Below are 22856 nucleotides of genomic sequence, written 5' to 3'. Positions count from 1 at the left end.
CTATGCCATAAGTGCTTGTCAAAATAGAGGAATGAGTTTGCCGTTTTAAAATGGCAGTAGAGTCGCCGAGAAATCGGCAAGGTGTTAACCGAATAAACTGGTAGGGATAGTAGTTTGATTCTTACTAATATTTAGTCCCAATGCTCAGCTAACTTGCTGTAAAAGTGGACAAAAATTAATCTTTGAAGTTTTTGAGTTCGGTTTTGTAAAAAGTTGGCATACATATTGAATGATGTCTAATAGAAATAACTTTGGTGCGATTGAAAGCGGCAAAGCTTTCGATAGTAACAACGGTCAGTGCTTTTCAATCAGAGTATTGCTGACCGCTTCGCAAGCACTGCGAACTCAATAGGAGAGCAAACAATGGCTGTAACTGTAAGCACAAACGTTTCCGCAATGACGGCACAACGTTACTTAAACAAATCGACGGATGAGCTGAATACATCGATGGAACGCTTGTCTTCAGGTCACCGAATCAATAGCGCAAAAGACGATGCTGCAGGTCTTCAGATCTCCAACCGTCTAACGGCTCAGTCCCGTGGCTTGGATGTAGCAATGCGAAATGCCAATGATGGTATCTCGATTGCTCAAACAGCAGAAGGTGCGATGAACGAAGCGACGAACGTACTTCAACGTCTTCGTGACCTGGCCATCCAATCTGCTAACGGTGCTAACTCAGACGCTGACCGCCGCGCAATCAATGAAGAAGCGGTTGCGCTTCAAGATGAGATCAACCGTATCGCTGAGACAACCTCTTTTGGTGGTCGTCGACTGTTGAACGGCTCATTTGGTGACGCAGCATTCCAGATCGGTGCTAACTCTGGTGAAGCTATGGTAATGGCATTAACCAGTATCCGTGCTGACGAACCTCGCATGGGAGGTACTACCTTCCAAGCCGTTAATGCTAAAGACAAAGACTGGGGTGTTCAGGCGGGTTCAAATCAGCTGACTTTAGACTTTACTACTAAAGATGGCGAAGTCATTAGCCTTGATATTCAAGCTAAGGTGGGCGACGACATTGAAGAACTTGCGACTTACATTAATGGTCAGTCAGATCGCATTAACGCATCCGTGACTGAGGATGGCCGCCTGCAAGTGTTTATGGCAGAACCTCACCTAGAGGGTGACCTAACCATTGGTGGTTCTTTGGCGACAGATCTGGACTTGAGCAATGCATCTGCACAATACACCACTGTTCAAGATGTTGATTTGACCACAGTGGGTGGTTCACAGAATGCTATCAGTGTTGTCGACTCAGCTCTGAAATACATCGATAGCCAACGAGCTGACTTAGGTGCAAAACAAAACCGCCTAAGCCACAGTATTAATAACTTGGCTAACGTACAGGAAAACGTAGACGCTTCAAACAGTCGTATCAAAGATACCGACTGGGCGAAAGAGACTACAGCGATGACTAAATCGCAGATTTTGCAACAGGCAGGTACGTCAATACTTGCCCAAGCAAAACAGTTGCCAAACTCGGCAATGCAGTTACTAGGGTAATTCAACGACATAGTTTTACTTTTAGTTCTGTACTTCATGGGTTGGACAGACGTGGACAACCCAATGTCGTAGCCTTGCAAGGCAGCAGCCAATGGCACTAAAAACAATCGGCTCTCTCATCTCTCACCTGTCGAATGTTTTAAACGGTACCAAAGGCAACTTGGCCAGTCGGTGATTGTGTTCATTTCTCTGATCTCCGCATGACTTCGATTGGTAACAAGCCCCAGTTCTCTCAAAGGAAAAGGGGCTTTTTTCTTCCTGCTCGCCGCCAAAACAAAAACTCTCCAATCTAATCTGTGAAAATCTGATTTCAATTGTGTTTAAGTTGTTGTAATTAAATGATTATTTACCCGGTGGTGCTGCAGGTGGTTGCATCTAACTTATTGATCTAAAGATTCTCAAGAAATAGCAGTTTGACGTTTGAGAGTGGTTGAAAGCGGTCTGTTGTGGCGGCTGTCGCCATATTGTCGCCACTTTATGGCGATCAGTTCTCTAGTGGGTTTAGGCTTACAGCTTGGACTAGATGTTCTGGGGAAAAGTGAGCGTAGACCATCGTTTGTTCTATCTTCTTGTGGCCCAAGATTTGTTGAAGGGTCAAGATGTCGCCACCGCCCATCATGAAATAGGTGGCAAAAGTGTGCCTTAAAACGTGGGTCGCTTGTCCTTTTGGAACGTATTCTGGTAGTGCCTTTTTGACGTAGGCATGGACAGAGGCTGTAGTGGTCACTTGAAGCACAAGAAGCTTTTAAAAAAATTCCTAATCGAAACGATCAATAGGAGCCCAGGCCATATTCCATTAAGTAACGTCCAAATTTGGTTTCAGGATGAAGCTATATTTGGGCAACGGAATACAACGACAAAAATATGGGCGGAGAAAGGTAATCGTCCCCTAGCTGCTCAGCAGCAACAGTTTGAATCAGCATATTTATTTGGTGCTGTATGTGTGGATACTGGAGAGACAGAAGCAATAGTTTCACCGCTGAGCAATATGGAAGCGATGCAGAAACACTTAGCGTTAATTTCATCAGCAACACCACCAGGTAAGCACTCAGTAGTCATCATGGATCAAGCTAGTTGGCATCAAAGCTATCTTGCTGATCAGTTCGAGAATCTAACCATAATTCATATTCCTCCATACTCACCCGAGCTGAACCCAATTGAACAAGTGTGGAGTTGGCTCCGACAACATGAGATCGCCAACCGTTGTTTTGATAGCTACGATGACACCGTAAGTAAGCTTTGTAATGCTTGGAATCGGTTTTGTGAGGATAAAAATAGAGTCATTTCACTTTGCTTTAGGGACTGGGTGAATTTGACTCATTAATTAGTGCGATTGGTATTAGTCATGACCACTTCCAGATGGTTTTAGAATGAAAGCGTAACAAAAAAGGAGGCATTAGCCTCCTTTAGTAACTTTTCTAATTGATTACCCGAGAATAATCTCATTCTTAGAGATTACAGCAAGCACATTTTCATAGTCCATATCATCGCCCCATAAGTCGGCTTTGTTGTTACGGACTAGGCTGTGATCGGTGATCTGCTGTAAGTCACACTCGATGCGGTGGTAGCGGTACACGTACTCACCATATTGAAGTGCATAGCCAAGCTGTCGAACCCAGAAGTCACGACCTTCACGAGTTTGGCAGCTATCACTTGCGACAACGTGGTATTGCTCTAGCAGGTAAGAGCGGAAGATTTCTTCAGCAACGCCAGAGGTAACACGGCGGTGTTCGATCACGTTGGTGCGCCAAAGCATCACTTGAGTGACAGGTTTAGCGTTAAGAACTACGTCTTCCCAAACACGGCACTTGATGTAGTAAACGATCTCTTCGGTAGAATCACATACGAGAGCAATGTAGAAGTCATCACCATCCAACTCGGTACGGATTAGGCGATAAGTCGGAGGAAATGGGATTTTAACTTGCGATGCAATGTCCTGAACTTCTGTCTTGCAGAATTCAGCATACTTCTGACTGTTTTCTTCGAAGTCATCCAACCAACCGAAATCGTGTTCGATTTTCATTTGGTCATTGTAATTGCGTGGCATATAGTCAACTCTCTCCTGACAATAAAACACATTTGCGATAATGCATTTGTGTACCTAAATATTAGCAAACTTATACCAACAAAGTCACCTCTATAAGCTCAAAAACTACCCGATACCGCACGACAACGCCCCATATCGCCGCAAATCGCTCATATATTCCCTAATGTACTGGCAAAATCCAGTATCGGGATTAGTCCCCCGTTTAGTTTTCTTCAGGCGTATAGACGCCAGCTTTCTGCTGGTTTTTTTATGTGCGGTGCCAGCACACCTAAACATAGCCACATTGTCTACTCATTAGACATAATGGCCAAAAATTATGGTGGGCTGAATGAGGCAGCTTCGGCTGGCCGTCTCCTGAAGAGCGGTAGGACTAACCTTGTTCAGTTCACCACCCACTGATTAGTCCCTCTGGAGTGGTGATTATAAAAATCATTCTTCATGAGGTCATCATGCCTACAACTTCCCTTACTCTGACCGTATCTGATCTCGTTTTTAATCAAGGCGAAGAAATTCGTACCGATTCATTAAAAGTCGCAGAAGCGTTTAATAAGCAACACAAAGATGTGATTCGTAAGCTCAATGGGCTTGATTGCTCACAGGAATTCATTGAGCGCAATTTTACGCTCAATGATTACACGGATAGAATTGGGCGAAAGTTACCAAAGTTTGAAATGACAAAAGACGGCTTCATATTCTTAGTCATGGGCTTCACTGGAAAGAAAGCCGCCAAAATCAAAGAAACCTACATCAACGCCTTCAACCAGATGGCAAAATTCACTATGCCACTACACCATGATGAAAATAAGCCCATTGTAAGATTTTGTTTTTATGGGGTTATTTTTTATTGAATGTAAAAGGTTTTTTTCTTATCAGCAGTATACTCATTTTTTGGTGATGCTTTTAAAAGCTAACTCTTAACAGTGCGAAGCATCTAAGGTGCAGATTAACTCTTCCACATGCATTCGATAGTTTTCTTCTATTAAAGAAACATCGCTGATACGTGATTTAGCCTCATCTATAAATAATGCAGCACCGGATGAACCGTTATCGTAGGCTTTATCTATCCAAAAAAATGAAAGTTCATTGCTTATCGGTAAGTTACAGCTCTCATCACCTAGGCATGTACCTAAGTATAGTTGCGCAGATGCGAGCCCGGACTCAGCTGACTTGGTGAGCAGCTCAAATCCCTGAAGATTATCACTTACTTCATCATTATTGAGGTAGATAAAACCTAGCAGTTCTGCTGAGTGTGCATCATTTAAAGCGACTGACCATTGTAACCACTCAATTGCGTCCTTTTCCTTTTTCTTTGAAAGCAATATGTTAGCGTATCTATATTGTGCGATGGGGTTATTGTTTTCAGCGAGTGAGGCTAATTTGTCTAGAGCCTTTAGTTGGATCTCTGGGTGAGAAGATTCGAGTGGTAATGCCATAACTTCTTGCCCATGGTCTTGTGATGGGAGGCTGTTATCGGTACAACCTAGGACAAGCAACGTCATAGCGTATGGTAGAAAAAGCTTTATCTCGTTTATTGTTTTCGCTCGCACTTTAGAAATAATATGGCATATCCATACCTTTCCACAAAAGCGTTTTAACCCCTTAGTGCTTAATATAGATATTTTCACTACTTAATCTCCTTAGAACGAATTGATTTATTATTCTACAAATATGCTCAGTGGTGCATATATTAGAATTGGAGATATTGTTTAGTTTGGGAACTGAGTCCTAATTAAGTCGTATATATGAAAAACTTTGCAGGCTTTAATACTTGACCTAGTTAGCATAGAAATGTGCTTATGTTATGTAGAGCGTATTAAGTCTGAAAGTGATCTGGCTGCAAGCGTGACATTCTGTACATGTAGTGAATAGATATTTTGGGTAGAAGAATTGATGGCAATAAAAAAGGTTCATTGCGGTTTTCCGGGGAAGGCCGCCTTTATCTTCATAAAGAAGTAATCTGTGTCTCGGTACCCATAGCCCATTCTCTTGATAAGTTTGATCTTGTTATTAATCCCTTCCAAGGTGCATGTGTTTAGTTGATATGAGGCCGAAGACACTATCCCGTGAAGGTACGGTTTAAGCTTTCTAGCGAAAGCGATGAGTGGTTTTATGCCACTTTCATGGACTTGTTGCCACCATATCTCCCACAGACTGTTGGCTTGATCTTCTGAGTCGCAGTACCAGAGCTCCTTAAGTTGAGCACCAAGCAAGTGGGTCACCATTAAGTCATGGTTCACCGCAAGTATCTCATCCAGGTAGCTTTGTTGCTTAGTATTTAAATTCTCTCTATTTTTCAATAGCACCCACCGTGAGCGCTTGATCCAACGCCGTGCATTTTTGTCACCCTTCAGCTGGTTGGCTTGATCGACTCGAACTCTATCCATCACCTCTCGACCAAACTTAGCAACCACATGAAACAGATCGTAGACAATACGTGCTTTAGGACAATGGGCTTGTACCTCTAGGTCAAAAGCGGTGTTCATATCCATTGCCACAACTTCGATATTTTGAGCATGTTCCCCAAGTGCTTTAAAGAAAGGGCGTATGTCTTTACGGCTTCTACCTAGGCCAATCCAAAGCACTTGGTGCGTTTGTGCGTCTGCGATGACAGTTGCGTAGCGATGGCCCTTAAATATCGCAAATTCATCCATAACCAATTGACGCAAACGTCCCCAAGGAACCTCTGGTACGACACGCTTCAGACGTTGCTTATCTATTTCTTTGATGGTGTGCCAATGCACCCCAGTAAGCTCTGAAATGTGCTTGATGGGAAGCAATGGCAATAAATTCTCAATGTAATCAATCAGCCGATTAGTTAGGCGAGAATATGGCTTAACCCAAGAGATCGATTCGGTCTTGATACCACAGTTTTTGCACCTGATACGTCGAGTCTGAACACGTAACTCAACAGGTACACCGAGTATCATTGCTTCCTTGAGAGTTCTCCACTGAGTGTCATGGACAGAGTCAGAAACTTGGCCACAGGAACAGTATGCGGCGGAGTCAGGAATTAAGGTAATAGAGATTAATGAGTCAGTTTTATTAGACTTTACGATCTGAAAGCCTTCCCAGAACGACGATAGGAAAGTATTATTCGGCATGAAAACGGTAGTTTGTGAAAGGTTGTGTTTGGCGATGTAACCTTACCACTAACTACCGTTTTTGTTTTCAGTTCCCGCTAATCTGCAATGAACCATAAAAAAACGCCACCATTTCTGGCAGCGTTTTGCTATTCGGTGAACTAAGTAAAATTACTTAGTTACACGAAGTACTGGAGTTTCGCCAACAGTTACCGCACCAGCAAGCTTGTTCAGCTCTTTGATTTCGTCCATGTTAGAGATAACAACAGGAGTTAGCGTAGATTTCGCTTTTTCTTCTAGAAGCGCTAGGTCGAACTCGATGATAGTGTCGCCAGCTTTCACTGTTTGACCTTCTTCAGCGATGCGCTTGAAGCCTTCACCTTTTAGTTCAACAGTATCGATACCGAAGTGAACGAATAGTTCAACACCGTCATCAGACTCGATAGAGAAAGCGTGGTTAGTTTCGAAGATCTTACCGATTGTACCGTTTACTGGAGCAACCATCTTGTCGCCCGCTGGTTTGATTGCGATACCGTCACCAACGATTTTCTCAGCGAAAACAACATCTGGCACATCTTCGATGTTTACGATTTCGCCAGATAGCGGTGCGATGATTTCGATTGCACCTGCATCAGCGCTGTCGTCCGATACTAGCTTCTTCAGTTTGTCAAACAGACCCATTGTGTCTTGCTCCTAAGGTTTATTTATTTTGTTGCCTTATAGTATACCAATCATTATCGATAGACGACGATTTTTTGCCGTCTATCATATTGGTTACTAATGCTAATTATGCTTTTGAAGCAATGAATTTCTCAACACACGCTTCGATCTCTGCCGCAGTAGCAAGAGAAAGAGCCTCTTCAGCCATTGCTTTTACTTCAGCGAAGTTAGAGTTACGAATTACTTTCTTCACTTTAGGGATAGAGATGCCGCTCATTGAGAACTCATCTAGGCCCATACCCAATAGTAGTAGAGTTGCACGCTCATCGCCTGCTAGCTCACCACACATACCAGTCCACTTGCCTTCAGCGTGTGATGCGTCGATCACTTGCTTGATTACAGTCAGTACCGCAGGTGAAAGCGGGTTGTATAGGTGAGAGATCATCTCGTTACCACGGTCAACGGCTAGGGTGTACTGAGTCAGGTCGTTGGTACCGATAGAGAAGAAAGAAACTTCTTTTGCTAGGTGGTGAGCAATTGCCGCTGCTGCTGGCGTTTCAACCATCACACCGATTTCGATGCTCTCGTCAAATGCATGGCCTTCAGCACGTAGCTCTGCTTTGTACTCTTCGATAGCTTTCTTCAGTTCACGGATCTCTTCAACAGAGATAATCATTGGGAACATGATGCGAAGCTTACCGTGTGCTGATGCACGCAAGATACCACGAAGCTGGTCACGCAGGATTTCACGACGGTCTAGGCTGATACGAACCGCACGCCAACCAAGGAATGGGTTCATCTCTTGAGGAAGATCCATGTATGGTAGATCTTTATCACCACCGATATCCATAGTACGGATAATCACAGACTCGCCGTTCATTGCTTCAGCAACTTCTTTGTACGCTTGGTACTGCTCGTCTTCAGTTGGTAGTGCGTCACGGTCCATGAAAAGGAACTCAGTGCGGTAAAGACCAACACCTTCACCACCGTTACGGATGATACCGTCACAGTCTTTAACGGTACCAATGTTGCCGCATACTTCTACGCGGTGGCCATCTTTAGTTTCAGCGTGAAGATCTTTTAGCTTAGCCAGCTCTTCTTTTTCCGCTTTGAATGCCGCTTTTACTGCTTTTGCTTCTTCAAGCTCAGCTTCTGATGGGTTAACAACAATTTTGTTGTTCATCGCATCAAGGATCAGCATGTCACCGTTGTGAACTTTCTTAGTGATATCGTTAGTACCAACGATCGCAGGAAGTTCTAGTGAGCGAGCCATGATAGAGGTGTGAGAAGTACGGCCACCGATGTCACAAGCAAAACCAAGCACATAGTCTAGGTTGATTTGCGCAGTTTCAGATGGTGTTAAGTCGTAAGCAACTAGGATAACTTCTTCATCGATGTCACTTAGTGAAACGATGTTAATGCCAAGCGCATTTTTCACGAAACGAGTACCGATATCACGGATATCAGTTGCGCGTTCTTTTAGGTATTCGTCATCTAGAGACTCAAGTGCAGTTGCTTGCTCTTCGATTACCGTGTGGATTGCGTTATCAGCAGAAAGCTTGTCACCTTTGATTAGTGCTAGGATCTCATCTTCTAGCTCTTCGTCTTCAAGAAGCATGATGTGACCTTCAAAGATCGCTTCTTTTTCTTCACCGAAAGTCTCAAGCGCCTTTTGCTTGATAGACTCTAGTTGCGCTGAAGATTTGTTACGTGCATCGTAGAAGCGCTGTACTTCCGCTTCAACCTGCTCGTCTGAAATAGTGTTAGTGTTTAGGACAATTTCATCTTCTTGAAGTAGTAGTGCTTTACCGATAGCAATACCTGGAGATGCTAGGATACCTGAAATCATAGCCTTACCTTAAATTGGTCAAAAAATAGAGTGTGTTACTTGATGCTAATTGCGTGCTAGCTTATATAGACCACTAAATCCAACAAAGCCATTTTGCTAGGCAAAATGGCTTTGATTGGAATACTTTATTAGTGTAGTTGATCCATAAGAGCAACTAGGTGGTCAACTGCTTGAGTCGCTTGAGGACCTTCCGCAGAAATAGTAACAACAGTACCTTTTACTAGACCAAGAGTTTGTAGTTTAAACAGGCTCTTTGCGCTTGCGCTTTTACCGTTAGAAGTAACAGTGATGTCAGCGTCGAAAGATTTCGCTTCTTTAACAAACTGAGCAGCTGGACGAGTGTGAAGACCGTTTTCAGCAGTGATTTCTACTTGCTTCTGATACATGTGATTATACCCCAATTGATTTATTTTTTAGTTGCCGTGTAATCGATAAGCTTAGTTACTTTCGTTAAGCATAGCTAGCGCCTGCTTAGGTAAGCAACTAGATGAGCTTGCTCAATCCCAGCGTTTTAGTATTACATACCAAATTTCAATGAAATTAAGTATGGGTGTCTCAGTGCTTAAGCACTTGCTTCTTTTTTTTGAAGCGGAAAATAAAACATTTGTGATATTACCAAAGCGGAAGGCGGGGTCAACAAAAAAGCCCCAAGAAGGGGCTTTTTTGATGTAAAAATTGATTTAAACACAGTTTTGTTACTAACTTATTGCGTGTTTTCTTTTTCTGTAAACAGACCAGCAAACAGCGCAGTACTTAGGTAACGCTCACCTGAACTTGGTAGTACAGTTACGATAGTTTTTCCTGCAAATTCAGGTAGTTCAGCGATTTTGTTTGCGGCAACAACGGCTGCACCTGAAGAGATACCAGCAAGGATACCTTCCTCTTCCATTAGGCGTCGTGCCATCTCAATCGCTTCTTCCGATGTTACAGTTTCGACGCGATCAATAAGTTCAACATCTAGGTTGCCTGGGATGAATCCAGCACCAATACCTTGGATTTTGTGAGGTGCTGGCTGAGGATCTTCACCATTAATTACTTGGGTAATGACCGGTGATTCCGCTGGCTCAACAGCAACAGTCGTGATTGCTTTACCTTTAGTGCCCTTAATGTAGCGGCTAGTACCTGTTAGCGTACCACCCGTACCTACGCCTGAGATAAATACGTCAACTTCACCATCGGTAGCATCCCAAATCTCAGGACCTGTAGTTTGCTCGTGAATAGCAGGGTTTGCTGGGTTGTTGAACTGCTGAAGCAATAGGTACTTGTCTGGGTTGCTCGCAACGATTTCTTCCGCTTTAGCGATTGCACCTTTCATACCTTTAGCCGCTTCCGTTAGCTCTAGGTTTGCACCTAGCGCTTTTAGCAACTTACGACGCTCAAGGCTCATAGACTCAGGCATGGTTAGCGTTAGCTTATAACCACGTGCAGCAGCAACAAATGCAAGTGCGATACCCGTGTTACCACTGGTTGGTTCAACTAGTTCTACACCAGGCTTTAGTGTGCCCGCTTTTTCAGCTTCCCAAACCATGTTGGCACCGATACGACACTTAACGCTGAAGCTTGGGTTACGTGCTTCAACTTTTGCCAGTACGTTACCTTTACTTACTCGGTTTAGACGAACTAGAGGGGTGTTGCCGATGGTTTGTGAATTATCTTCGTAGATCTTAGTCATTTTATGTTCCTTCATTCGATGTGCCGTAGCGCCGATTTCTTAGAAGCTAGCATAAAGTGATAAAAAAGAAGGGAAAAGGAACAAAAAGTTATAAGTTATGGGAGGGAGCGCAGATTATGTCCCCCTCCGTTTGCACAGATTAGACGTGCTTGTTTCGGTACTCTTCCACCCACATGGCGGTTGCACCACACACCGCGATTGGCATCACGACCAGATTGAGGAATGGAATGGTGGTAAATACCGCCACGAGAATACCAAAGCCATAACTTTTCGATTGTTGGCTCTTAAGATCCGTCTTCATATCTTGGAAAGAGACTTTGTGGTTATCAAATGGGTAGTCGCAGTATTGAATTGCCATCATCCATGCGGTAAATGCGAACCACAACACTGGACCTAGTGTTTGGCCAAGTGCCGGGATTAACAGCAAAATAAACAGCCCAAGTGCTTTCGGTAGGTAGTACATGAGTTTACGCCATTCACGAGCAAGAATTCTTGGGGTGTCTTTGACCAAGCTGATGGCGCTTTGGTCAGACAGTTTCTTGCCGGTCAATTTCGCTTCGACTTGTTCCGCCAAGATTCCATTGAAAGGTGCAGCGATGAAGTTTGCCAAGGTACTAAAGAAATAAGTAAATGTGGCTAGGATGGTGAGGACCAAAATTGGCCACAGAACATAAGATAGCCAAGAAAGCATGTCCGGCAGTTGACCCATCCAAGCATCAATCCAACCACCGAGTTGACTGAATAGGTAATAGAGGGCTCCGCCAATTAATACGATGTTGGTGATCAAAGGAAAAGCGACAAATCGTCTTAAACCTGGGGTAAACGCCAATTCGATGCCATAGAAAAAATAGCCAAAGCCACTGCGCTTTTTACGCTCTAAACTGTTTTGATGCATAACTTCAAATATCCATATGGGTTCTTGAGCTATTGTAACTAGTCACGCAAAGAAAGAAAGCGTGCTGAAAATCACGCCTTCTGACACTTTGATTGAATTTAAATCTTCAAAAAAGTCAGCAACTTTTGATACAGTAAAGGCAATATCTAATAAAATGTGATTGGTGGTGAAAAAATCATCAATTTGCTTTGAGAGTGAATAATGCAGGAATTGCGACTAGTACTCATCATCGTAGGCCTTTTGGCTATCGGTGCTTTACTGTTCCATGGTTTATGGACAAGCAAAAAAGAAGGTAAGGCCAAGTTCGGTAATAAGCCGATGGGCAAACTAGATGACTCCGATAGCGATGAGGACCTGAACCTTCGTGAAACCCGCGGGTTTGCGCCAGAAGATGATTACGAAATCATTCGCAAAGACCCTAAACCGAGTTCATTAAAAGAAAGTCGCGAAGCTGAGACCAGTTTTGATCCTCTGGTCGGTGATTTACCCGACGAGCACGATGATCCGATGCCTACGTTTAGTGCCATCGATGAAACTCCAGTCTCTGAGCCGCCATTTGCAAGCCAACAGGTACAAGAGTTAGAGACTGCAGAGCCAGAACCAAGCGTAGAGCTCGAAGAGGTGCCAGAGCCTGTCGCTGAAGCACCTCAAGAGCCAGAAATGGAAGTTATCGTATTGAATGTGCACTGCTCGGGCAGTGAGCCATTTGTTGGAACCAAGTTATTCGACAGTATGCAGCAAAATGGTCTTCTCTACGGTGAAATGGATATTTTCCACCGCCATGCCGACCTGTCAGGTACGGGTAAAGTGCTATTTAGTGTGGCGAACATGATGCAGCCAGGTACATTAAAGCACGATGACCCAGAGACCTTTACCACTAAAGGCATTTCATTCTTTATGACTTTGCCTTGCTTTGGTGAAGCGGAACAAAACTTTAAGCTAATGCTAAAAACGGCTCAGCAAATTGCTGATGACCTTGGCGGTCAGGTGATGGATGACAAACGAGTGTTTATCACCCCTGACAAAATCGATGCCTATAAAGAACAAGTAAGAAACTTTGTCCAGCGACAGAAGCAGAGCCAAGCCTCTGTGTAAAATTGGTCTATAGTTTTAACGCTCCCTGTTTCAACCTAGGGCTCCGTATTGGAGCCCTTTTGCTTATAAAGATTCCCTATGACACAAGAATTGAATTCCCACTACCAAGCACTTTGCCAGTCACTGCATTATCATGCTGCTCGATACTACGTTGATGATAGTCCGGAGATCCCGGATGCAGAATACGACCGCATGATGCGTGAACTTGAAGCCATAGAAGCTAAGCACCCTGAATGGATCAGTGTCGATTCCCCAAGTCAGCGGGTGGGTGGTGAGCCTTTAGATGGTTTTGAGCAAGTTCAGCATGAGATTGCGATGTTATCGCTGGATAACGCATTCAATGATGAAGAACTTGATGGTTTCTATCGCAGAGCACAAGAGCGAGCACCTCTGTCGTTTTCAAATGTTTTTAGCTGCGAGCCAAAGCTCGACGGTCTTGCCGTGAGTTTGATGTACGAAAACGGTGTATTAGTTAGGGCTGCAACCCGTGGTGATGGCACTACTGGTGAAAACATTACTGAAAACGTGCGCACGATTCGCTCGGTGCCTCTTAAGCTGCGTGGTGAAGGTTGGCCAGAGCGGTTAGAGGTTCGAGGCGAAGTATTCATGCTGAAAGCCGGTTTTGACAAGCTCAATGAACAGGCGCTTAAAAAAGGGTTAAAGCCATTTGCTAACCCGAGAAATGCGGCGGCAGGCAGTCTTCGTCAGCTGGATTCGAAAATTACAGCGACTCGTCCTTTGGCGTTTTATGCATACAGTGTTGGTGTCGTCGAAGGTTCAGAGCTTTCGAACAGTCATTATGATAGGTTCCTGCAGCTTAAAGCGTGGGGCTTACCTATGTGTCCTGAAACTAAGCAAGTTGAAGGGATTGAGCAGGTAAAAGCTTATTACGCTGACATCTTGCAAAAGCGTGATGAATTGCCGTATGAGATCGATGGGGTTGTATTCAAATTTGATGCGATTGAGCTGCAACAAGCACTAGGCTTTGTTGCTCGAGCTCCGCGTTGGGCGATTGCCTATAAATTTCCTGCTCAAGAGGAAATAACGGTATTGAACGATGTCGAGTTTCAAGTTGGACGTACTGGAGCTATAACTCCTGTAGCGAAACTGGAGCCAGTATTTGTGGGTGGTGTGACTGTGAGTAATGCCACATTACACAACGCCGATGAGATTGAGCGTCTCGGGGTTCGCATTGGTGACAGTGTTATTATCCGCCGCGCTGGCGATGTTATTCCGCAAGTGACCTCCGTAGTACTTGAGCGTCGTCCTGATGACGCCAAGGAAATTGTCTACCCAACCCAATGCCCAGTGTGTGACTCTGCTGTTGAGCGTGTTGAAGGTGAAGCGGTCAGCCGCTGCACTGGTGGACTTGTTTGCCAAGCGCAACGCAAAGAAGCCTTGAAGCATTTTGTATCGAGAAAAGCACTCGATGTGGATGGCCTTGGTGAGAAAGTGATTGAGCAGCTGGTTGACCGTGAAATGGTGGAAACACCTGCCGATTTATTCAAGCTCTCAGCTGGCGTTCTTACGGTGCTGGATAGAATGGGGCCAAAATCGGCACAAAATGTGGTTGCAGCGCTGGAGAAGTCAAAGCAAACGACCTTAGCTCGTTTCATATACTCTCTTGGGATCAGAGAAGTAGGGGAGGCAACAGCCGCAAACTTGGCATTGCACTTCAAAACATTACCGAATATCGCAGCAGCAACCAAAGAGCAATTATTGGAAGTGAGCGATGTCGGTGAGGTCGTGGCGAGCCACGTGATCGCTTTCTTCTCGCAACAAAGAAACACCGATATTGTGCAATCGTTACAAGATCTCGGTGTGCATTGGGTAGATGTAGAAGAGATTCCACAAGACCAGCCTCAGCCGCTTGCTGGCAAGGTGGTTGTGATCACGGGTAGCTTTTCTGAGCTTAACCGAAATGAAGCCAAAGCGGCGCTACAGGCGCTTGGTGCTAAGGTGACAGGAAGTGTGTCTAAGAAAACAGATATCTTGTTTGCTGGTGAAGCTGCAGGCTCTAAACTCACAAAAGCACAGGACCTTGGCGTAGAAGTTCAAGACGAACAGGCACTGAAAGCCATCTTAAGTCTGTAACGTAATTTAATGCTGACAAGCCGCTCGTATATCGAGCGGCTTTTTTTATGTGTGATAGTTTATTTCCTAAGAAAAATAAAAGAACTAAAAACTGGATTTATAGATTGAATGCTGCCTGCTTAGTTCCATTGTTCATTCAAATATTGCTGTGATTTAGATCTCCTATTTATTTTTGTTGATAAAATGTGAATTTTTTCTTCGGCACACTTCACAGACTTTGGTTTTGAATTTTTGTTAAGTCTTTGAATGAAAAGTGATTATAGGTTTTGTTGTTAAGTTTCGTTAATAACTTTGAGTTGCGTCACTAACTTGATGAAAATTTGCACTGACTCATATTTTTTTATACGAAAATTAAGTTCTGATTGATGTTTTTTGTTGCAAAGTTAGTCTTGGAGTTGTGGATACACACTGTGTATGCAGGAAAGAAATCGATTGCACCAAGAATAGATTTTTGCGGTGTTATCAAAAAATAGGAGAGTTATTCATCGCTTTCGGCGGCCAACTTTAGGTGGTGAATAAATAAAAACAGCTATATCCATTTTTAGGAGTTTTCCATGGACAAAATGTTTAAGGTGTCGGCGTTAACGGCAGCAATGATCGGTGCATTGACCTCTGGGTCGGTACTCGCATCAAGTGATGCTGTATCCCCTCAATATGTTGCTGATGTTTCAGAGTTCTTCTCTGAATCGACAATCAGCGGCAACGTAAACTACTTTATGCGTGCTCGTGACCGTGCTGGAAAAGATGCAAACGGTAATGATACGGATAAAGCGGCTAACCTAGATCATGGTTCGATCTTCGTTAACTTAGGCTTTAACTCTGGCTACATCAACGATGCGGTAGGTGCTGACGTCGTAATCTACTCAACTTGGGATATGTGGAATAACGCATCTTTCGAGCATGAGTTCAACTTCTTCGATTGTGATTCAGCATATCGTGCGGGTGATACTTGTAAGAGCTATGAAACTGATAACGGTGTTTCTTTTGCAAAAGCAGCAGCGAAGTTCAAGATTGGCGAAACTGCGAATGCGCAGATCGGTTACTTCCAGCCAACCGTTCCAAGTACTCTAGGTGTTAACTGGTCATTTGCTCCTGGTACTTACCGCGGTGCAGAAATTGGTGGAAAGGTAGCTGGTCTAGATTTAGGTTTCGTATTTGCTGACCAATACAAAGCTCCTTGGTTTAAAGAGACTTATAAGTTTGAGCAAGGTAAGTTCTGGGGTAGTGAAAGCAACAAAGAAGTTGGTTCAATCCTATCGGTAGGTGCTCGCTACGGTTTTGACAATGGTATGTCTTTAGACGTTGGTTACGGTGCTCTTACCGATGGTCCGCGTAAGAACTTCCACGTTAAGTTGAAAGATACTACGGCATCAGGTTTGTACTGGTCTCCACAACTTTACGTGGTTGACGATAGCTTCCAATTTGATTCTACGGCTTGGCAAGCAGCATTGTTAACAAGCTTTAGCTCTGGCCCATACTCATTCCGTATCGAAGGTACTTACACATCTGCAGATGCAGCGGATGATCGTAACTGGGGTGCGAAAGCCGTTGGTAACATGGCTTACCGCCTAACAGAGCAGTACGGTGGTTCAAACGGTGCATACGAAGTTTGGTGGAACAACCGCTCTGACTTCAACCATGATGGCGAATATGCTGGTTTCGTTTCTGCATCTCGTGACTTCAGTGATGTTGGTGCTCCTGGCTTTAGCGCTGGTCTTAGCGGTGCTATGGGTATGGGTGCAAAACACGAAGATTTCAAAGAGCTTAAAGAGTACGCATACAGCTTCTTCATGGGTTACGGTATCCAAGGCGGTCCTCTGAAAGGTGGCGCTGTTAGCTTCCACTACACTCAGTACTTCAACGACACAGATGCTGCTGATTGGGGTGCATACACTAACGCATTTAACGACGAAACTGACTTCAAATTGGCACTTACTCTGCCATTCAACGTTAAATAATCTAATCAGTTAATTTATCAAAGCCAAGGCGATTAGCCTTGGCTTTTCTTTTAGGGGGAAGCATGAAATCATATTCTATTTTGTTGGTAGTCCTATCGATTGCTTTGGTCGGTTGTACCGCTCAAGTTAAAAGTCCAGAGGAATTCTGGTTTGGGCAAGGCTATCGCTTTGGAAGTGCTGGCTATGACCAAGAAAACAGTTTTTTAGCAAACATCAAGGAGCGAGTACCTTTTGATCAGAAGTCTTATTTAGCGGGCTATAAAAAAGGGCTAAGTGAGTACTGCGATCCATTTGAAGCTTTCGCTAAAGGGCGACAAGGTACTTTGTATACTGGTCAATGCGATGGCCATGAGCAAGAGATCCAGATTAAAGCTGACTGGCAGCGGGGCTGGGATGCTTTTGTTGGGCAAGACTTCTTTCCATCTCGTTGAAGTTGAAACGAGCAAGATAAAATAACCTAGCTCGTTTCAAATTCGTCGAGCTTCTTAGCCTACAGTATTATTTTGCCGTTATACATTAGGCAGAGCTCTCTAGGAAGCTGTTCAATCTTGCCATTGAGCTCACAATTGATCCCAGCTCCAAATGCTTTTCCTGCATTGCCTTGGTAAGCATGGGAAACAGTGGTGAAAGATGCAAACGCAACCAAAATGCTTATGACTAGTACTTTCATCGTTAACTCCTCACTAGTATTGGATTAAGCCAAAGTGGCTTAATTTAGTTATGTTGTTATCAATAAAAAGATCAAAAATATTTTATACCATCAAATATTTTTTAGCTTTTATTTAGTGTTCAAAATATTCCACTAAGCTTTTGATCTTAACTTTTATCCTCTCTATATTTTGGGCTCTAAGCTCGACACAGGTGTAGATTGGTTTATATCGAACAAAAACTTAATCAACATAAGTTACTGTTAACGCAAACCTTGTTTTTTTGAAGGAGACACTAGCCGATGAATATTAGTGAAGTTTCGAAGCTAACCCAGCTATCGAATAAATCCATTCGGTTATACGAATCAAAAAGTCTTATTTCTGAGCCTGTTCGAGCCGAAAATGGGTATCGTCAATACACTTCACAACATGTTGAAGAGCTGCGGGTGATTGCAAGGGCTAGGCGAGTTGGGTTTACTTTGGATGAGTGCAGGTCACTGGTTCACTTATCGCAGGACCATGATCGAACCAGTGCTGAGGTAAAACGCAAAGCCGAGCAAAAACTTGTCGAAGTAAAAGCCAAAATCCAAGAGCTAGAGGTGATCAAGTCACAATTGGAGGAGTGGGTAAGTATGTGTCCGGGAAACAGTGACAGTGAATGCCCGATCATCGACAGCTTGTGTGGAAAATCGGGCAAGTCTTAGGTTGCAAAGTGACCTTGAGAGATCAACACCCTAATTGTTTTCTGCGGGTTCTATGGTAACTAGTATGCCATCGACGGCGGTTACTTTGACCAGTGTGCCAGCAGCAATCGCTTGGTCGGTTTGTGCTGACCAAGTGGTATCGCCTAAGCGAATTCGACAGCGGCCTACCTCAACGTCTTGCTCGAGACGAGTAGTTTGGCCGATCAGTTGCTTTTCTCGTTGATTCAAAGTCCCTTCTGACTCTGATTGGCGATCTTTTTTCGCTTGGTATCGCCACCAAAGCCAGGTGGTGAAAAGGGAGATGACGGCAAAGCTAATCCATTGCAACTCCCAACTAATGGGTAAGCCGAGTTTGACCAGACCAACCGTTATTGCTGATAAACCAATCCATAGCAAATAACCCGCAGCCCCGACTAGTTCGCCACCGAGCAATACTAAGCCCAAGGCAATCCAATGCCAGTGGTTCATTTGTTCCAATAGTTCAATCATTTATCACCTTGTTGATGCTTAAACATTTCAGCAATGCCCGCTACCGAGCCCATCAGGCCACTCGCTTCTAGTGGTAACATGATGATCTTACCGTTTTCTGCTTGGCCAATACTCTTTATCGCTTCAGTATAGCCTTGGGCGATGAAGTAATTTACCGCCTGCATATCGCCTTTCGAGATAGCATCAGATACCATTTGTGTTGCTTTCGCTTCGGCTTCTGCCGCACGTTCACGGGCTTCTGCGGCAAGTATGGCAGCCTGCTTTTCACCTTCCGCTTTCAAGATTTCGGATTGCTTTTGACCCTCAGCGCGTAAGATTTCCGCTTGGCGTACACCTTCGGCTTCAAGCACTTCGGCGCGTTTGTTACGCTCAGCTTTCATTTGTGCATTCATCGCAGCGGTTAGGTCGGCTGGTGGTTGCACGTCTTTGATTTCGATTCGAGTGACTTTAACACCCCAGGGGTTGGTTGCATCATCGACAATCGTCAGCAAGCGGGTATTGATTTGATCACGCTGGCTGAGCATCTCATCAAGCTCCATTGAGCCAAGCACTGTACGTATATTGGTTAAAGTTAAGTTGCGGATAGCGTGTTCAAGCGCATTGACTTCATACGCCGCTTTGGCCGCATCGATAACTTGAACAAAACACACCGCATCAATGGTGACATTGGCGTTGTCTTTAGAAATGACTTCTTGCGCCGGAATATCCAGCACACGTTCCATCATGTTCACCTTTTGACCGATGGTGTCGATAAAAGGCACGATGAGATTAAGGCCGGGCTTTAATGTGTGGGTGTAACGGCCAAATCGCTCGACCGTCCAGTTGTTACCTTGTGGCACTGTTTTGACGGCTGAAATGATGAATACGATGACAACGAGAAGAAAAATACCTATGACGATAAGTAGATCGAGTTCCATACTGACTATCCTATAAGATTTTGAATATTAGCTAAAAAAGCTGGATAAATTCGAGTCTAGCACAGCAATGCGAAGCAGAGGTTAAACGAAATTATGAAATGAGGTGAAAAGAACAAAAGTGCGACAGAACACTGCCGCACCCGAAAGAAGTAAGAGAGCTTGAATGGAATTAGTAGAGTAGCGAGTAGAGCTTTCTACGATATTGCCCCGCAAGCGCATTACCTTGGCCCAATGCAGACAAGATATCCATAAACGACTTTTTAATTTCCCCGTCCAGCGCATTAAGGTCTTTTGCTAGCAGCAACCAAAGCAACTCAAGCGCTTCTTCGTCTCTTGCAACTTGGTGGTATTGAAGTGCTAAGTCCTGAGCGATAGCAAGATCATTAGGGTTTTGCTGCCACTGTTGTTCCAACGCTTGAATTTCTGGGCTGTCAGCTGCTTGCTCGTGTAGTTCCAATTTGGCGACCAGACTTTTGTAGTAGTTATCTTGGTATTCTAGTGGTATTGCCGATAACTCTGCTTTCGCCGCTTCAAATTGGTTGGTCTCTAGCATGCAGTCCGCAAGCGCAAGCTTCACGTCTCCACGGTTCTTGAGCTCATCCGGAAGGCCAAGCAACTTAGCCAGTGCTATGTTGTGCTCACCTTGTTCCATTGCCGTAATCGCTTCTTTGAGATCTAGCTCCTCTTGGCTTGGCAAATGCTTGCCGAGCATCGCTTGGATAGCTTCGATCGTCTGTGGGCCACCCATACCATCGATAGCTTGACCGTTAGAAAACAGCGCAATCGTTGGTAGGGACTGCACGCCAAACTGCATGGCGATTTGCTGCTGAGCTTCACAATCGAGCAGGGCTAAGGTGAATGCACCTCGGTATTGTTCGGCCAAGGTTTTAAGCGAAGGGATCACTCCACTACTTTCTTGGATTGATGGAGCCCAGAAATGGATCAGTACTGGTTGAGTGGCTGAGCTCTCGATCACTTGTCGAAAGTTTTGCTCATTAATTTCTACAAATACTTCAGGTTGCATGGTGAAATCCAGTTGCGTTTATCTAACTGAATAAATAGGTATTCTAAACATAAAATTCAAGCCCAGAACGCAAAAACGCCCCAAAATAGGAGCGTTAATACGTGCAAGCAAAGGTGTCGATTAGACGAGTAGCAGTACAGTCAAGGTGACACCCAAGCTAATCCAATTAAGTTGGTTTAGCGTCATTGTTATCCTCAAATCCAAAGTTGGACGGGTTTAGTTGGGTGTGAGCTTGTTAATTTAATGGTTAATTATGACTCTTTGATGACAAGATCGAAGTTGATCGCAAAAAAATACAAAGATCATGTAACAAATTCAGGCGGCTTTGACTAAGATCTTGTCTAGCAATCGATGCGGTAAAATACGCTTCAGAACTGCAAAAACCTTGGTCGGCGTAGTGACTCGATAACGTAGCTTGGGCCGCTTAGACTCAATAGCATCAAGCAGTGGTGGCATGATTGCTGAGCTTGGTAAGGTAAATTGGTTACCTGAGGTTACTTTTTCTAAGCGGGTTATTTGTTGTACATAGTTGTCTTTATGCACGCTTCGCTCGGTATCTATCCATTGCATAAACTTTTTCAGCGCATTGGCGCGAAAATTGGATTCAATTGGCCCTGGTTGGATCAATACGACTTTGATTTTTGTGTCGAGTAACTCGAGTCGCAGTGTATCTGTCCAACCCTCTAAGGCGAATTTTGAGGCGTTATACGCACCTCGATATTTCATAGCAGCAAAACCCAGTACTGAGCTGTTTTGAATGATCCGACCATGCCCTTGAGCGCGCATGATAGGCAACACTTGTTTGACCAATTCATGCCAGCCAAAGAGGTTGGTTTCAAACTGCTCTCTTAATGCTTGAGTCGGAAGGTCTTCTAGAGCCCCTGCTTGACCATAGGCCCCGTTATTGAACAGTACATCAATTTTTCCGTGGCATAAGGCCAGGGTTTGTTCGACGGCATAGGTGATGCTTTGGCTATCGTTAAGGTCGAGTTGGATAGCACTGATACCAAGTGAGTCAAATTGTGCCAAATCCTCGTTCGAACGGCATGTCGCTATGACTTGATAACCAAGTTTGTGCAGTTCCACTGCGCAGGTGTAACCAATTCCCGTTGAGCAGCCGGTGATTAATACCGATCTAGCCATGAACACTCCCTAATAAATCTATAACCGTCAACCCATTAGGATAAGCGATTAATCTTTTGACTGTAATAGATTTTTCAGTGCAGGTTCGACACGAGAATAGTTAAAGGTAAACCCCAAGTCGGTGAGTCGCTTGGGCTTGGCTCGAATACTATCAAACAGTAGGCAAGCAGCTTCACCAAGCATAATAGAGATAACCCATTTAGGGGTCCAAAATAGATGGGGGCGTTTAAGGCTCTTGGCTAACGCCTGGCTGAATTCTTTGTTGGTGACTGGATGAGGGGCACAGAAGTTAAAATCGCCCTGTGCATGTTCAGTGTCGAGCAAAAACATGATGCCACGCACCATATCTTGCATATGAATCCAAGGCATATATTGCTTTCCGTCGCCAATTGGCCCACCAACACCTAGGCGGTATGGCGGGAGCATTTTGGCCAGTGCTCCTCCTGAAGGACCAAGTACCACTCCTGTTCTCAATATGCACACTCGAGTGGCCGATTGCGCTCGTTTGGCAATGGCTTCCCATTCGGCACACACATAGTGAGCAAAGTCGTCTTGATGGACGTGTAAACTCTCGTCAAAAGGGTGCTGCTGCTGATCGCCATAGTAGCCAACGGCAGATCCGCTGATAAAGATCGAGGGTGGTGTCGTGCTGGCATGGATTAAGGAAACCAGTTTTTCTGTTAACTTCCAGCGACTTTGGCAGATGATTTCTTTTTGGGAGTCGCTCCAGCGTTTGTCGGCGATAGGCTCGCCAGCGAGGTTAATGACCGCATCGATGTCATTGAGATCACCGAGTGAACTTAAATCGGAAATGTACTCGATATTGCCACAGTCAGCGTGGTTGAGTTGCTGCTTTGCCGCTTGTGTATCTCGCGACAATAAGACGATGTGGTTTCCCGCCAGATGTTTTACTAACTCTTTTCCTACAAAGCCCGTTCCACCGGTTAACAACACTCGCATTCGTATTCCCTTTTGACCTTAGATTAGTAGTTATACCTGTTCCATTCACGATCTGATCATTTATGCGTGGTATCAAAAATGGTCTCCTAGACGGTACTAGGTATAAGATTTTCTCCTTG

General features: G+C 44.3%; 21 protein-coding genes and 2 pseudogenes. 8 read left to right on the top strand and 15 right to left on the bottom strand.

All coding sequences use genetic code 11. From position 1 onward, the window contains the following. Positions 1 to 363 precede the first annotated feature (363 nt). Positions 364 to 1503, top strand: a complete 1140-nt coding sequence (locus J4N39_RS10855) for a flagellin (RefSeq protein WP_252019111.1) — start codon at positions 364 to 366, stop codon at positions 1501 to 1503. A gap of 484 nt (positions 1504 to 1987) precedes the next feature. Here the strand turns inward: J4N39_RS10855 and J4N39_RS10850 are convergent. Then, positions 1988 to 2203 (bottom strand): annotated as a pseudogene (locus J4N39_RS10850) (tyrosine-type recombinase/integrase); the annotation flags it as partial. Between the two features lie 36 nt (positions 2204 to 2239). Between J4N39_RS10850 and J4N39_RS10845 the strand changes: the two are divergent. Next, positions 2240 to 2827 (top strand): annotated as a pseudogene (locus J4N39_RS10845) (IS630 family transposase); the annotation flags it as partial. 102 nt (positions 2828 to 2929) lie between these two features. Here J4N39_RS10845 and J4N39_RS10840 read toward each other — a convergent pair. Next, complete coding sequence (locus tag J4N39_RS10840) at positions 2930 to 3550, bottom strand: hypothetical protein (protein WP_252019109.1); 621 nt, start codon at positions 3548 to 3550, stop codon at positions 2930 to 2932. Positions 3551 to 3966: 416 nt separating this feature from the next. Between J4N39_RS10840 and J4N39_RS10835 the strand changes: the two genes are divergently transcribed. Then, positions 3967 to 4398 (top strand): Rha family transcriptional regulator, encoded by a 432-nt coding sequence (locus J4N39_RS10835; protein ID WP_252019107.1) that lies wholly within the window; start codon positions 3967 to 3969, stop codon positions 4396 to 4398. Between the two features lie 66 nt (positions 4399 to 4464). Here J4N39_RS10835 and J4N39_RS10830 read toward each other — a convergent pair whose 3' ends face one another. The 7 genes from J4N39_RS10830 to cysZ all read right to left on the bottom strand — a co-directional run bounded on the left by J4N39_RS10830 (position 4465) and on the right by cysZ (position 11706). Further along, a complete protein-coding gene (locus tag J4N39_RS10830) occupies positions 4465 to 5175 on the bottom strand; it encodes a tetratricopeptide repeat protein (protein WP_252019104.1) in 711 nt (236 codons plus the stop codon). Positions 5176 to 5457: 282 nt separating this feature from the next. Then, positions 5458 to 6651 carry an ISL3 family transposase gene (locus tag J4N39_RS10825; RefSeq protein ID WP_252019102.1) on the bottom strand — a complete coding sequence of 398 codons (1194 nt, stop codon included), beginning with the start codon at positions 6649 to 6651 and terminating at the stop codon, positions 5458 to 5460. Between the two features lie 150 nt (positions 6652 to 6801). Then, the gene (gene crr, locus J4N39_RS10820) at positions 6802 to 7311 is read right to left on the bottom strand and encodes a PTS glucose transporter subunit IIA (RefSeq protein ID WP_252019100.1); all 510 of its coding nucleotides are present in this window, start codon (positions 7309 to 7311) and stop codon (positions 6802 to 6804) included. A gap of 106 nt (positions 7312 to 7417) precedes the next feature. Beyond that, entirely contained in the window at positions 7418 to 9139 is a 1722-nt protein-coding gene (gene ptsI, locus J4N39_RS10815) for a phosphoenolpyruvate-protein phosphotransferase PtsI (protein WP_252019097.1), read from the bottom strand. A gap of 128 nt (positions 9140 to 9267) precedes the next feature. Further along, positions 9268 to 9525, bottom strand: coding sequence for an HPr family phosphocarrier protein (locus J4N39_RS10810; protein WP_252019095.1), 258 nt, complete (start codon positions 9523 to 9525; stop codon positions 9268 to 9270). A 317-nt stretch (positions 9526 to 9842) separates the two neighbouring features. After that, positions 9843 to 10811, bottom strand: coding sequence for a cysteine synthase A (gene cysK / locus J4N39_RS10805; protein WP_252019092.1), 969 nt, complete (start codon positions 10809 to 10811; stop codon positions 9843 to 9845). A gap of 139 nt (positions 10812 to 10950) precedes the next feature. Then, positions 10951 to 11706 carry a sulfate transporter CysZ gene (gene cysZ, locus J4N39_RS10800; protein ID WP_252019090.1) on the bottom strand — a complete coding sequence of 252 codons (756 nt, stop codon included), beginning with the start codon at positions 11704 to 11706 and terminating at the stop codon, positions 10951 to 10953. Positions 11707 to 11907: 201 nt separating this feature from the next. On the opposite strand from cysZ, the gene zipA reads away from it, so the two are divergent. The 4 genes from zipA to J4N39_RS10780 all read left to right on the top strand — a co-directional run bounded on the left by zipA (position 11908) and on the right by J4N39_RS10780 (position 17284). Next, entirely contained in the window at positions 11908 to 12801 is an 894-nt protein-coding gene (gene zipA / locus J4N39_RS10795; protein WP_252019088.1) for a cell division protein ZipA, read from the top strand. A 78-nt stretch (positions 12802 to 12879) separates the two neighbouring features. Next, positions 12880 to 14895: an NAD-dependent DNA ligase LigA gene (gene ligA, locus J4N39_RS10790; protein WP_252019086.1), complete on the top strand. Its 2016-nt coding sequence runs from the start codon at positions 12880 to 12882 to the stop codon at positions 14893 to 14895. A gap of 554 nt (positions 14896 to 15449) precedes the next feature. Next, on the top strand, positions 15450 to 16853 hold the full coding sequence (locus tag J4N39_RS10785; RefSeq protein ID WP_252019084.1) for an OprD family outer membrane porin: 1404 nt from the start codon (positions 15450 to 15452) through the stop codon (positions 16851 to 16853). 62 nt (positions 16854 to 16915) lie between these two features. Beyond that, positions 16916 to 17284 (top strand): DUF2799 domain-containing protein, encoded by a 369-nt coding sequence (locus J4N39_RS10780; protein ID WP_252019082.1) that lies wholly within the window; start codon positions 16916 to 16918, stop codon positions 17282 to 17284. A 59-nt stretch (positions 17285 to 17343) separates the two neighbouring features. Here J4N39_RS10780 and J4N39_RS10775 read toward each other — a convergent pair whose 3' ends face one another. Then, positions 17344 to 17523 carry a hypothetical protein gene (locus J4N39_RS10775; RefSeq protein WP_252019079.1) on the bottom strand — a complete coding sequence of 60 codons (180 nt, stop codon included), beginning with the start codon at positions 17521 to 17523 and terminating at the stop codon, positions 17344 to 17346. A gap of 279 nt (positions 17524 to 17802) precedes the next feature. Here J4N39_RS10775 and cueR point away from each other — a divergent pair, with 279 nt between their 5' ends. Continuing rightward, positions 17803 to 18204, top strand: coding sequence for a Cu(I)-responsive transcriptional regulator (cueR, locus tag J4N39_RS10770; RefSeq protein WP_252019077.1), 402 nt, complete (start codon positions 17803 to 17805; stop codon positions 18202 to 18204). Positions 18205 to 18234: 30 nt separating this feature from the next. Here cueR and J4N39_RS10765 read toward each other — a convergent pair whose 3' ends face one another. From J4N39_RS10765 to J4N39_RS10745, 5 genes are all read right to left on the bottom strand, one after another. Further along, positions 18235 to 18693 (bottom strand): NfeD family protein, encoded by a 459-nt coding sequence (locus tag J4N39_RS10765; RefSeq protein WP_252019075.1) that lies wholly within the window; start codon positions 18691 to 18693, stop codon positions 18235 to 18237. Then, complete coding sequence (locus tag J4N39_RS10760) at positions 18690 to 19610, bottom strand: SPFH domain-containing protein (RefSeq protein WP_252019073.1); 921 nt, start codon at positions 19608 to 19610, stop codon at positions 18690 to 18692. The genes J4N39_RS10765 and J4N39_RS10760 overlap by 4 nt, the downstream gene beginning before the upstream one ends. A gap of 169 nt (positions 19611 to 19779) precedes the next feature. Further along, positions 19780 to 20634: a co-chaperone YbbN gene (locus tag J4N39_RS10755; protein ID WP_252019071.1), complete on the bottom strand. Its 855-nt coding sequence runs from the start codon at positions 20632 to 20634 to the stop codon at positions 19780 to 19782. A 315-nt stretch (positions 20635 to 20949) separates the two neighbouring features. Further along, positions 20950 to 21777: an SDR family oxidoreductase gene (locus tag J4N39_RS10750; protein WP_252019069.1), complete on the bottom strand. Its 828-nt coding sequence runs from the start codon at positions 21775 to 21777 to the stop codon at positions 20950 to 20952. 48 nt (positions 21778 to 21825) lie between these two features. Further along, the gene (locus J4N39_RS10745) at positions 21826 to 22737 is read right to left on the bottom strand and encodes a TIGR01777 family oxidoreductase (protein WP_252019067.1); all 912 of its coding nucleotides are present in this window, start codon (positions 22735 to 22737) and stop codon (positions 21826 to 21828) included. Between the last annotated feature and the right edge of the window lie 119 nt (positions 22738 to 22856).

The sequence above is a fragment of the Vibrio sp. SCSIO 43136 genome (genome assembly GCF_023716565.1).
Classification (GTDB): Bacteria; Pseudomonadota; Gammaproteobacteria; order Enterobacterales; family Vibrionaceae; genus Vibrio.
Note: the sequence above shows the minus strand (reverse complement) of the source record. Positions and strands in the feature narration are given on the sequence as shown.